This is a genomic window from Acinetobacter sp. YH16038 (genome assembly GCF_013417275.1).
Lineage (GTDB): Bacteria > Pseudomonadota > Gammaproteobacteria > Pseudomonadales > Moraxellaceae > Acinetobacter.
The window spans coordinates 17241-30400 of sequence record NZ_VPEG01000009.1; the positions used below are offsets into that span (position 1 = coordinate 17241).

Below are 13160 nucleotides of genomic sequence, written 5' to 3' on the forward strand. Positions count from 1 at the left end.
ATCAAGGATTAAGTTATGTCGATTAAAATTAGTCAAAGCCTATTATTGGGCTTAAGTTTAGTGATCTCGTCTTCATTATTTGCTGCTGTAAAAGAATATCAGCTGGTTATTGAAGAAGGTCCAGTCAATCTCACCGGTAAAACCGTACAGCGTATTACAGTGAATGGAAAATTTCCTGCGCCTTTACTGGAATTTGAGGAAGGTGATGAAGCTGTTATTCGCGTCAAAAACAATCTAAAGAATAAAGAAAGTTCTCTGCATTGGCATGGTTTATTGCTACCCGGTCTGATGGATGGCGTCCCGGGTTTTAACGGGTTTCAGGGCATTGCACCTAATCAGGAATTTGTCTATCGCTTTAAAATTCGTCAGAGTGGAACCTACTGGTATCATGCCCATTCCAAGGGGCAGGAACAGGACGGCCTTTACGGCGCCTTTGTAATCTATCCTAAAAACCAGGCGGAAGTTCCTGCACATGAGCAGACCGAGCGTGATTATGTGGTCATGCTTTCAGAATTTCATGAGCAGTCCGGCCTGCAGATCATGAATAATTTAAAAAAATCTGCCGAGTATTATCAAAATCAGCGTGAAACTCTGAGCGATGTTTTTCAGCAAATCAAACGGGAAGGGCTTAAAGCCACCTGGAATGATCGCAAAATGTGGAATCAGATGCGCATGCTGAAAACTGATCTGTCTGATGTAACCGGCTATACCTTTCTGGTGAATGGAAAAACGCCTGAACAGAACTGGATGGGACAGTTTAAACCGAATGAAAAAGTGCGACTGCGTTTTATCAATGCCTCTGCCATGTCATTTTTTGATGTGCGTATTCCACAGTTGAAAATGACGGTGGTCAGTGCAGACGGACAGCCTGTCAAACCTGTAGCGGTCGATGAATTCCGCATTGGTGCCGCAGAAACCTATGATGTGATTGTAGAGCCTACTGCGGAGCATTATCAGATTGAAGCTGAATCGATTGACCGTTCCGGTTTTGCGATTGGCAGCTTACAGAATGAGTTAAAGCCAGTTCATCACGCCATACACAAACCTATATCCCGTCCTCGTGCCTTATTGACCATGGAAGATATGGGACATGGCAATATGCAGGGTGAAGCACACGAGCAGATGAATCATCAGAATCATGCTAGCCATGACATAAATGTTAAAAAAGATACTGAACATTCGATGATGGGACATAAGCAGCATGCATCAGCCAAAATTATCGAACAAGGAGAGGACAATCATACCGAGCATTCAGATACTTCATCCGCTATAGATCATGTGAATCACTCAAATATGACCGGGGATATGCAACATGAAAAAGATGCCAAAACTTTTACGCAGCAACCAGTTTACGGCTGGGCCAATGCCTCTACACCTGCAGGGCATAAAGCTTTGCAATATAGCGACCTCAAATCTTTAACTCCGCAAAAAGATATTCGCGACGCAGAAAGCGAATTGGTGATTCGTTTAGGCGGCACCATGGAACGGTATATCTGGACCATGAACGGCAAGAAATTTAATGAAGCAGAGCCGCTCAAAGTGAAATTTGGGGAACGGATCAGGCTGAAATTTATCAATGACAGTATGATGGCACATCCGATGCATTTACATGGCATGTTCATGCAGCTCGAAAATGGCCAGTTTGCAATAGATATGCCGAATAAACATACAGTGATTGTCCCACCTGGAAAAACCGTTACGACTTTGCTGACTGCAGATGAACTAGGTGAATGGGCGATTCATTGTCATCTGTTGTATCACATGACTGCCGGAATGATGAATAAACTGATTGTAGCAAATGTTCAGGAAAATGACGTTTCGACTCAGAATACTGTGCGGGAAGAGCATTCCCATCATCACATGACAAAACCAGTAGAAAAACAAGGAGATGCTCATGCACACCATTAATCTTTGTTTGAAGCCTGTTTTGGCTAGTGTGTTGGCGTTGGGAAATATGACTGTTTTTGCCGAAGATATATCTCAACAGCATGCTGATCATTCGATGCATCATCAACAATCACTCCAATCGTCAGAGCATCATTTAACTTCAGTAGCACTGGAAGTTACTGAAAGTTTAATTTCAGATTCAGCTTCAACCTATTCCAGCGAACATGATCATCGCAAGGAACATGGAGGGCAAATTTATACGCGGGTCAAACTGGACAATAAATGGATCAAAAACTCAGAAGGTGAGGGAGGCTTACAGTCTGAGAATGAGCTTCGGATTGGCACGGATGAAAATAAACTGTTCATTAAACTCAAAGCTGACAAACAAGAATCCGGAGCAACAGAATATGCAGTCCAAGCTCTGTATAGCCGGAATATTTCAGATTTCTGGGATGCTCAGGCGGGTCTTCGCTACCGTCAGGAAAATTTGGGTCAGCCTAATGCTGGGCAAAATATTGAACATGTAGATGCAATATTTGGATTCCATGGGTTGGCGCCGTATTTCTTTGAAACCAATACACATCTGTATCTTGGTGAAGATGATTTTATCGGGCTTGAATTGGAAACAGAACGTGATCTGCTACTCACACAAAAACTGATTTTGCAGCCTTATTTTGAAGTTGACCTCATTCTGAAGGATAAAGCAGCCAATGCCAAAAAGACTGGAATAAGTCATGCGGCATTCGGTCTGGAAACTCGTTATGAAATCAATAAAAAGATCATGCCTTATCTTGATATTGCTTATGAATATTCCAAGGGCAACGAGAAAACTGCATGGCAGGACGCATCTGATTCTGAACAGGGCTGGCGTTATGGAATCGGTTTAAGAATGATGTTCTAAACAGATATGTATGTAAGCTAATATTTATGAGGCGGGAAAATCATTTTCTCGCCTCATATACTCAGCTATATCTTATTCTTAAGGCCTCTATAAACTTTTATATTTTTCTTTGTTTTAAATTATTCATTTTCAGAATAAATATAAATACGATTGGACTTATAACAACCCAAAGTGCCATAAAGCTAATACTACTACTGAATTGAGTTCGTAAAAGGAACAATACCAACAGTAAAAGATTGCCTGAGATCAATTTAACGATGACCGGATAACTCACCAGAAAAGAATATCGAGACTGTCTGGTTTTTAAAATCTGTTTTTCACTCACTGCATAAAAACCAAAACAGGCCATCCAGATCAGTCCTACTATTGCCATCCATATCATGAAGAAGACTCCTGCTGTGCAGTTTTAAGCTTGGCCTGAATTTTATGAACAGCTTTTTGCTGGATAGGTGTAATTTTCTGATGTAGGAAGTAAGCGAGAAGTGCCAAGATCCAGAGCATCAGATCGATACGCAAAAACAGCCAATAGTTCGCAAAAGAATCCAGATAATGCTGGGACCACAAATAATACAGGTCGATGAGTGGAAGCATAAAAGCGGCACAGATGAGAATTTTAAGCTGCGTTTTCCATAAATGCTGTTGTGGCGTTAAACAGGCCAAGATAAAACTACTCAGCCAAATACTAAAGAAGATATAGATTTCATAATTTGTGGTGCCCACAGGAATGTGAATCAAACGGTTTGCATAAAGATAAGCCAGCATGGCAATAGGTAAACCAATTATAATGGTGATATTCAGACGATTCACCAGATAATATCCAAAGTGAAAACGATCCGATTTTTTCTGCATCTGTCGTTTCAGGCTCCAGAGCAATAATCCGGAAGCGATCATGGCACAGCCTAATATGCCTGAGAAAAATAGGGCGAAACGTAAAACAGGTTCGGCAAAACGTGCCATATGCAAACCATATACTCCAGCATTCAGGGTAGCAATTGCACTGTCATTACGGGTGTTTTCAAGCAATTTGCCTGTCGTCGCATTTAATACGAGTTGTGCCTGATTGCGGGTAATAGAATGATCTTTCAATTCGGTTAAGGTAATCTTTGCCAGCTGGGTATTCGGCTGCTTCACGGTAATATTGTCAAATTCTGATTTTCCCCAGTGCTGCTGCGCCGTAGTGATAAAATGTTGAATCGGTAACATCTCCGTTTTAATGGGCACAGCAGAGGGAGCAAGCACATTTTTGGTTCGGATTTCTTCAAAATATTGAAATGGATTTTCTGGATATAGCTGCTTCATGCCAGAAGGCAAAACAATATAAAAGAAAATAGCCAGTCCAGTAAAAGTCATAGTTAAAAAGAACGGTAGCGCAATGACGGAACTGACATTATGAAAATCCAGATAGGAACGTTGTCCTTTAAAAGCTCTCAGAGTAAAGAAGTCGGTCAGAATTTTTTTATGAGTAATGATTCCGGAAATCAGGGTCATCAACATGATGAATGCAGCAATGGTGACAATCAGACGGCCAATGGTATAAGGTACGCCATATAGCTGAAAATGAAAGTTATAGAAAAAATCTCCGCCCTGTGTAGCCGAAAGCGTTAATTCCTTACCTGTCATAGCATCCAGGGTTTTAAGTTGATAAGCACCCTCTGCAGTTTGCCAATAAATTTTATTAACCGGTAAATCCTGATTCGCTACCCCGATATACCAGTTCTGTGCATCAGGTGCATGTTGCTGTAAATAGCTATAAGCAGTTTTTAAAGCAATTTCCTGGTTAACCTGCATCGTGGCAAATTGTGGCTGCATCCACATTGTAATTTCATGGCGATAATAGGTAACCGCACCTGTTAAAAAGATCGCGAAGAGGAGCCAGCCAAAACTTAAACCTAGCCATGAATGTAGCCATGCCATAGATTGACGGACAGATTTATGCATGGTTTAACCTATGAAGCGGGAAATGATAAATAAAACAATGAGAGGAATCAGGCTATAGACTGAAAGTGTTTTAAGATTTTGGATACAGAAGATTCCAATCACAAAACAGACATAAAAAATCAGGGCAATAAAGGCAGCCAGATAAACCGATTCAGCTTTGGGTAAACTCGCCTGTAAAAAATAGGCCAGATCGAGAGCAATCAGATAACTACATAAATAACCAATACCAAAGCTCATGCCTAATCGATACAGGATAGCAAGTGGCTGAAGGGTAGAAATCATGGAAAGGCCTTTATATGAATCTGTATAAATAAATATTGAGGCAACTTAATGCACGAAGCTTAAGGTAGTGACCAGGTACTGTTTCTTATACACTTGCTGATTCAATTTTCCTGTCTTGTCTACTTCTTGACTCACCTCTAGTACATATTGACCCTTCCATGGCGTAGCAATATTAATTTGGCCATGCTTGTTGGTCGTATAGTTTTTAAGCCAGTGCTGTGGGGAATAGACAGTCACTTTGACATCCGCAGCGGGTTTACCCTGATACATGACTGTAAAAGTATTACTGTTCGGTTGAACCGGTACGATATCCAGCTCTGAGTCTGCTTTCAGGTTTTGTCTGCCGGATTTCGCGTGATAGCTGAGTAAGGATTCCCCATAGATCAGTTCATGATAGAGCTCTACATCTGCTTGATCTTTTGTAGAGTAGACCAGATGATCCTGGTGTAGTTGGGGACTAAATTGTTTTTTAGTCTGAATCGCTTTTGCTTGGCTGAATGACTTTAAGGCACCTTCTTGAGTCTCTTTGAGCTGTTCACTATATTCACCAAAAAATGCATGTGTTTTTGCATCTGAAGCACGTTCTAGCCAAAGCATATGGGCCTGAGTAGAAAGGGCCATTGACAGTCCAATTGTCAAAGTAATGATTTTTTTCATGAATTCTACCTGATTATTGTTTACATATAAGAAAATGAGCTCCGAATATTCTTTCAAAGCTCAAGCGAAAAATTAATATTTGAATTTTACGGCCACACTGTAATTTGCCGGTGCACCATAGAAGCCTTGCTGATTCGGGAAATTAAATAAGTATTTTTCATTGGTCAGATTATTCCCGTTGGCCTGCAAAGTAATGTGATCATTGAGTTCATAACTGGCCATCAGATTCACAAGCGCATATGCATCCTGTTTGATAATGCCTGCTTGTTGGGTAACAACACCCTCTGTAGCAGCTTCAGGAACTTCTAGATAAGTTTTATCCTGCCATTGCACACCAAGGCCCAATTTCAGTTTTGGAATCTGTGGCACCTGATAGGTGGTCAGAAGATTGAAAGACTGATTAGGATTAAAAGTACGGGCATCACCACCGTTGATCAGATCTTTAAGACTAAACTGAGTGTAGCCAAAGCTTAGATTTAAATGATCCGTTAACTGACCAGCCAAACCGAATTCATAACCTTGTGAACGTAGATCACTCACCTGGGTTTTACGTAAAGTCGGGATACCGTCAGAATCTCGCAACGGATAATTGCTTTGTTCTGTTCTGAATACGGCCATGTTGGCGGTGAGCTTATCATCTAGCCAGGAACTTTTAATCCCGGCTTCATAACTTTCACCTTCAACCGGTTTATTAATACTGCCATCCAGCGCTTTAGTTGTTTGTGGACGGAAAATTGAGGTATAGCTTAGATAACCTGTATATTCAGGACTAAATTCATAAGTCAGGCCTGCATAAGGTAATAGCTTATTCTCATCATAAATCGTGTCTGTTCCATAACTGCTGCCTGTACTTTCAGCCTGAACATAGTTGGCACCTAAAAGCAGTTTCAGATCGTCAGTCATATGTAAACGGGTGGCGGCATATAGGCTTTGGTTTTTTTGCCGGATGTGCATCTCACCACTGGTTTTTGACATATCCCAAACTGGTTCGGGCGGCGTAAAACTGGATAAATCTGTGGTAAGTGGGTTGGTAAAGCTGCCTGCATAACCTAACTCATTCAGATTGTTTTCAGCCCAGATATAGCCAAAAGATGCCTCATGTTGTTGTCCCCAAAGTGGATAGGTGCCACTAAAACTCAGACTGGCCTGCTGTTCCTTGTTGTCATCAATATACATACCTGGATATAAGAAAATACCTGAAGTACCGTCAGCACCAGGTTTACCGGACAGGAATAAAAGTTTTGAATCCCGGTCAGTCCGTTTTTCCTCATAACTCAGTTTAGCTTTCCAATCAGCGCCAAATTGTTGTTCGATCTCGGCAAAATAGTTTTTAATATTACTGTCCCAGTAGGCCCAGTCCGGACTGTAATTATAATTTCTTGAATAGCTTAACTGTTCACCTTCAGTATTGATTAAAGGATTGGAACCCCAATTGACACCATTGGGATTATGATTCGTTTCGGTATAACCAGCAGTTATTAAGGTCGAATCAGTCAGGTCAGCCTCAACCACTGCACCAATGCCATTTTTTTCGAGTTCATAGTGATCCAGATAACTATCACCTGTCTGCTGATAGCCAAATACTCGGCCTCTGATTTTTCCATCCTGTGTCAGGGGAGAGGAAACATCTGCTTCATAACGTTGGGTATTCCATGAACCATAACTGGTATTAAACGCGGCCTGAAGTTCCTGAGTAGGGCGTTTTCTAATCATATTAATGGTAGCGCCCGGATCGCCAATACCATTATTTAAGGCATTTGCACCTTTAACGATCTCTATACGGTCAAATAAAAAGCTGTCTGGATTGTCATTATTGTAGTTATAGCCTTCAAGCGGAATCCCAACGCCGTCTACCAATACGTTTGAGATTTCAAAACCACGTGATAGATATGAAGTTCGTTCGGTTTCCTGGTTACTTACAGTGATCCCCGGTGAGTTGCGGAGTACATCACGGGTATTATCCAGTGCAAAGTCATCTAATTGTTGACGCGTCACTACATTCACTGTTTGTGGCGTTTCCTTAAGAGGAATATTTAGTTTTGAAGCTGTTGCAGAATTTTGAATAATATAGCTTTTAGTCTGTTCAGAGCTTTCTTTTGTTTGTGCTGCATCAGTGACTATCGTGATGGTAGGAAGCTGCTGACTATTTTCTGCAAAACTTTGCTGGGTCATCAAAATAGCAAAACTGAGCAAAGATAGCTTGAAAGTTGGATGATTGGTATAAAACATTTTAATAAATGTAAATGATAATAATTATCGCTAATGTTATTGATTAGATATTTTTAAATCAATCTAAATATAATAGGAAATTTAAATTAAAAATTACTCATTGATAGAGGAATACTTTGCAGTTAAAGCAGATTAAAAGAAGAAGGGGTTAAGATTTTACTTAAAATAAAAGCGATTTATTTTAGTAAAATAATATGTAAATTATTGACTTCATATTAATTTTTTAAATTTATAAAGTATATTCGCTAAATTTTTTTCATGTAGAGAATGAGATTAATGCTCAAATATAAAAAGAAAAATGAAATAAAAAAAAAGCCATCACATTGATGGCTTTTTATAAATGATATTGATCAATAAGTTTTATAAGGCAAGAACTTGCCAGACAATACGACATTGACACGGTCGCCATTCGGATTTTCTTCGCGTTGAATATCCATACTAAAATCAATCGCGCTCATAATACCGTCACCAAATTCTTCATGAATCAGTTCTTTAATGGTAGAACCATATACATTCACCACTTCATACCAACGATAAATTAAAGGATCGGTCGGTACGCTGGTTGGCAGGGAACCTTTATATGGCACGATCTGTAGCCATGCAACGGCTTCATCACTTAAGCCAAAAATCTGACCAATCTTTTCTGCTTGCTCTTTATTAAACGCCATCTGACCTAAACATGCAGCGGTTACCCATTCTTTAGAAAGACCAATCTCTTTGGCAACATTTGACCACTTAATTGACTTTAAAACTTTCGCTGAAATGATCATGTCAGTTACTTGTTGACGATGGGTAATCATAATCCTCTCCAAATTATTCTCAAATGAATGTATGCAGAACGGATAATGCAGATATCATGCCAATAGCATTTTAGAGTTCATGCTAAATAAAAAATGAATATTTAAGCGATTATTAATTATTTATGGCACAGCTTTTGCTTCTATTTCGATATACATGGCAACGACGCCATTCACCATTACCTGTTCTAATATTCAAGGCAACGGCGCCTAAGGTCTTCAGTGATCTTAGGCGTCTTTTTTTCGAAAAACAGGTCCGTATATTGAAAAAGAGGACGACAACATGGCATATCTTGCTCCTGCGGAGTTTGCAAAAAAAGTAGTAGATGCGGGTGAATCCAAGCTTCATATGGCAACCCGTGATGTTTTGATTCGTGCCTTTATGGCAGGTGCGATTTTGGCCTTGGCAGCCGTATTTGCAATTACGATTGCAGTGCAAACTGGTGTGCCATTGATTGGCGCATTACTGTTTCCTGTTGGCTTCTGCATGTTGTATTTATTGGGCTATGACTTGCTGACTGGGGTATTTGTATTGACACCGCTGGCATGGCTGGATAAACGTCCTGGCGTAACCTGGGCACGCATTTTAAAAAACTGGGGACTGGTATTTTTAGGTAACTTTACTGGGTGTTTAGTCGTTGCAGTACTGATGGCTGCTGTTTATACCATGGGCTTTGCGACTGATCCGAATCCAGTCGGTGAAAAGATTTCTCATATTGGTGAAGACCGTACCTTAGGTTATGCGGCTTATGGTTTCTCAGGTTGGATAACTATTTTTATTCGCGGCATGCTGTGTAACTGGATGGTGTCTTTAGGGGTGATTGGTGCGATGATGTCAACTACAGTGAGTGGCAAGTTCATCGCAATGTGGATGCCAGTGATGCTGTTCTTTGCCATGGGCTTTGAACATTCAGTGGTAAACATGTTCCTGTTCCCATTTGCCATGATGATGGGTGGTGACTTCTCGATTGCAGATTATTTCCTGTGGAATGAATTACCGGTTGCTTTAGGTAATCTGGTAGGGGGTTTAGCCTTAACAGGTCTGGCACTTTACACCACACATGTACGTACTGGCGCGAAAAAAGAATTCTAATAATGAATCATTTTTAAAGGGATCAATATGATCCCTTTTTGAGTTTTCAATATGAAAAAAACATTAAAAGTCGCTATTGGACAGTATTCTACGGCTGGTATTAAAGATCAGAATCAGGATTTTTATGGCATCTATTTGCCAGAAGGTCATGTACTGAAGCAAAAAGGTATAGGCTGTGCGATTGCCGACGGGATCGGCAGTAGCAATGTCAGTCACATTGCCGCAGAAACAGCCGTTAGCAGTTTTCTCTCTGATTATTATTCGACTTCGGATGCCTGGAGCACTCAGACTTCAGCAGCACGGGTGATTCGTGCCACTAATTCATGGTTATATGCACAAACTCAACAAAGTCAGGGACGTTTCGATAAAGATCGGGGCTATGTCTGTACCTTATCCGCACTTATTTTAAAGCAGCATCAGGCGCATATTTTTCACGTCGGTGATAGTCGTATTTATCGAATCCGAGATGGTGAAATTGAATTATTAACCCATGATCATCGCGTCTGTCTGTCTTCGACAGAACATTATCTCAGTCGTGCCTTAGGGGTGGATTATCGTATTGAAATTGATTATCAAAGCCTTGAACTAAAAGAAAAAGATGTCTTTCTACTCATGACTGATGGGGTTTATGAGTTTGTTACAGACCAACAATTATTAGATTTCACCTTAGCAGCAGATCACTTAAATCAGCTTGCCAAATTCCTGGTTGAACAGGCTTTAAAACAGGGCAGTGATGATAATTTAAGTCTTCAAGTGCTCCGTATTGAGCAGTTGCCTGAACCAGATCAGTTTTATATGCACCAGGATTATGTCTTTCCACCCCAGCTCAGCAAAGGTGAAGCATTTGAAGGCTATGCCATTGACAAAATCCTGCACCAAAATCACCGCAGTTGCCTGTATTTGGCACACGATCATGATCGGCAACCGCTAGTGATTAAAACTCTGGCAGTAGATTTACAACAAGATGAACAGGCTGTTGAACAGTTTCAACTTGAAGACTGGGTTTCAAAGCGTCTTAAGCACGAAAATCTGCTACAATGTTATACGCATCAATCAGAGAAAAAATATTTATTCCAGAGTTATGAATATTTGCAGGGAGAAACCTTAGATCGCTGGCTGCATCAACAGAAAAAGCCTTTGCAGATGGAAGATATTCTCCCTATTTTGCAGCAAACAGCATTGGCCTTAAATGCAATGCACCGACTGGAAATGTTGCATCAAGATGTACGTCCTGAAAATATTATGGTCTTAAACGTTGATAATACACTTAAAGTCAAACTGATTGATTATGGTTCAACTGCTGTACGAGGTTTAGTCGAAATTAATCCTAAACATGTGAATCGGACACTTGGTACCTTGGCATTTATGGCGCCTGAATATTTCATTGAACATTCACCATCGATTCAGTCCGATCAATTTTCTTTGGCAGCCATGGCTTATTATTTACTGACTAAACAGCTTCCTTATGGTACAGATTTAGCTCGATGTAAGTCATTGAAACAGATGAAAAAAGTTCAATATCATTCCATTCAAAAATATCGGCCGGATTTACCACTCTGGTTAGACCAGATTCTAAAAAAGGCACTGAATATCGAGCCGATGCATCGTTATGAGGCATTGACTGAATTGATCCATGATCTGGAACACCCATCCAAGGAATTATTAAAATCCAAAGCTCCTACCATGATTGAACGTGATCCTTTACGTTTCTGGCAAATCAGTTGTGCTGTATTAGGACTTTTACTTTTATTAAGTATTGCATGGCCATTTATTTAAGAAGGTTGGAGTGAATATAAGTAAAAAAATTAGACAGCGTTCTATGCTTTAGGCAACTTGCGTCACTAGTATATTTACGGCAATCAATCCACAACCAGAAACTACAAGAACTATATCATTACGATTTCAACCACCTTTTAAAATGGGAGAGATAAAAACAAAAAGCAAGGAAATACCATGGCGGCTCAATTTCTCCTATCAGCCTTAAGTACCGTAATCATATTGGCATTTACCGGCTGTACAGTTTCATCCAAAACACCTGTAACAGATAGTTATGGCGCTCAGCCGTCTTTACCTGAACCAAAATCAAGACTGTTTCCGGTCGTCAACATTGCCCCTGCAAAAGGTTGGCCTGAAGGTGTCATGCCGACGCCAGCACCAGGTTTAAAAGTGCAAGCATTCGCACAAGGCCTTCAACACCCGCGCTGGTTATATGTATTGCCGAATGGAGATGTACTGGTAGCTGAAACTGATGCTCCACCTAAGCCTGAAGACAGTAAAGGGATTAAAGGTAAAATCATGAAAATGGTGATGAGAAGAGCAGGATCATCCTATCCAAGCGCTAACAGTATTAGCCTGCTACGTGACAGTGATCAAGATGGCATTGCTGACCAGAAAACGGTATTTCTGCAAAACTTAAACTCGCCGTTTGGAATGACTTTAGTGGGTAATATGCTTTATGTCGCAAATACCGATGCTTTAGTTCGATTCTCTTATCAGCCAGGTATGACCCAGATCAAAGAAAAAGGCACTAAAGTATTGGACTTACCTGCTGGCCCCTTAAATCATCACTGGACAAAAAATGTTATTGCCAATCCTGCAGGGACGAAGCTCTATATTACGGTGGGTTCCAATAGTAATGTGGCTGAAAATGGCATAGCTCAGGAAGAAGGACGCGCCCTGATCATGGAATTGGACCTTTCTACAGGTCAAGCCCGGCCGTTTGCTACAGGCCTGCGTAATCCCAATGGCATGGACTGGCAGCCTCAGAGTGGAGCCTTATGGACTGTAGTGAATGAGCGTGATGAGCTGGGCAATGATCTGGTTCCTGATTATATGACCTCAGTAAAAGATGGCGCTTTTTATGGCTGGCCTTATAGTTATTATGGCCAGCATGTGGATACCCGGGTAAAACCGCAAAAGCCTGAACTGGTCGCGAAAGCAATTAAGCCAGATTATGCCTTGGGAAATCATACTGCATCACTGGGTCTGACATTTTATAAGGCTAATTTAATATCCCAATATCGTGATGGTGCACTCATTGGTCAGCATGGTTCCTGGAATAGGAAACCTCATAGTGGTTATAAAGTTATTTTTGTGCCATTTCAAAATGGTCAGCCTTCCGGTCAGCCTCAAGAGGTTCTGACCGGATTTTTAAGCAAAAATGGAGATGCATTTGGTCGGCCTGTGGGTGTAGCTACAGATGCTCAAGGCGCAATATTAGTTGCTGATGATGTAGGGAACGTGATTTGGCGAGTATCACCGAATTAATAAATAAGTAGATGCTAATAAAATAAAAGCCTTATAGTCTCTCCCAAAACTATAAGGCTTAGCGGCTGTAGTCTCTACTTTTATCACTTACCATCCCAGTAAGTTCGCT

The 13160-nt window shown here is 40.7% G+C and carries 11 protein-coding genes; 5 read left to right on the forward strand and 6 right to left on the reverse strand.

Translation table 11 applies throughout. The features are described 5' to 3' along the window. The first annotated feature begins 15 nt into the window (after positions 1–15). Entirely contained in the window at positions 16–1908 is a 1893-nt protein-coding gene (locus FTV34_RS05395; protein WP_180069162.1) for a copper resistance system multicopper oxidase, read from the forward strand. Beyond that, positions 1895–2788, forward strand: coding sequence for a copper resistance protein B (locus tag FTV34_RS05400; protein WP_180069164.1), 894 nt, complete (start codon positions 1895–1897; stop codon positions 2786–2788). Before FTV34_RS05395 ends, FTV34_RS05400 begins: the two co-directional genes overlap by 14 nt. Before the next feature lie 97 nt (positions 2789–2885). On the opposite strand, the gene FTV34_RS18075 is transcribed toward FTV34_RS05400, so the two are convergent. The 6 genes from FTV34_RS18075 to cynS form a co-directional block, all read right to left on the reverse strand. Further along, entirely contained in the window at positions 2886–3170 is a 285-nt protein-coding gene (locus FTV34_RS18075) for a hypothetical protein (protein ID WP_306669999.1), read from the reverse strand. Further along, a complete protein-coding gene (locus FTV34_RS05405; RefSeq protein WP_180069166.1) occupies positions 3167–4726 on the reverse strand; it encodes a PepSY domain-containing protein in 1560 nt (519 codons plus the stop codon). Before FTV34_RS05405 ends, FTV34_RS18075 begins: the two co-directional genes overlap by 4 nt. 3 nt (positions 4727–4729) lie before the next feature. Then, positions 4730–5008: a hypothetical protein gene (locus FTV34_RS05410; protein WP_180069168.1), complete on the reverse strand. Its 279-nt coding sequence runs from the start codon at positions 5006–5008 to the stop codon at positions 4730–4732. A 45-nt stretch (positions 5009–5053) separates the two neighbouring features. After that, entirely contained in the window at positions 5054–5665 is a 612-nt protein-coding gene (locus FTV34_RS05415) for a DUF4198 domain-containing protein (protein ID WP_166138845.1), read from the reverse strand. 72 nt (positions 5666–5737) lie between these two features. Next, complete coding sequence (locus FTV34_RS05420; protein WP_180069169.1) at positions 5738–7894, reverse strand: TonB-dependent siderophore receptor; 2157 nt, start codon at positions 7892–7894, stop codon at positions 5738–5740. Positions 7895–8244: 350 nt separating this feature from the next. Further along, positions 8245–8694, reverse strand: a complete 450-nt coding sequence (gene cynS / locus FTV34_RS05425) for a cyanase (protein WP_180069171.1) — start codon at positions 8692–8694, stop codon at positions 8245–8247. A 280-nt stretch (positions 8695–8974) separates the two neighbouring features. On the opposite strand from cynS, the gene FTV34_RS05430 reads away from it, so the two are divergent. The 3 genes from FTV34_RS05430 (at position 8975) to FTV34_RS05440 (ending at position 13051) form a co-directional block, all read left to right on the forward strand. Then, positions 8975–9784 carry a formate/nitrite transporter family protein gene (locus FTV34_RS05430; RefSeq protein WP_125278664.1) on the forward strand — a complete coding sequence of 270 codons (810 nt, stop codon included), beginning with the start codon at positions 8975–8977 and terminating at the stop codon, positions 9782–9784. Positions 9785–9835: 51 nt separating this feature from the next. Next, positions 9836–11560: a bifunctional protein-serine/threonine kinase/phosphatase gene (locus tag FTV34_RS05435; protein WP_180069173.1), complete on the forward strand. Its 1725-nt coding sequence runs from the start codon at positions 9836–9838 to the stop codon at positions 11558–11560. 177 nt (positions 11561–11737) lie between these two features. Then, positions 11738–13051 carry a sorbosone dehydrogenase family protein gene (locus FTV34_RS05440; protein ID WP_180069175.1) on the forward strand — a complete coding sequence of 438 codons (1314 nt, stop codon included), beginning with the start codon at positions 11738–11740 and terminating at the stop codon, positions 13049–13051. Positions 13052–13160: the final 109 nt, after the last annotated feature.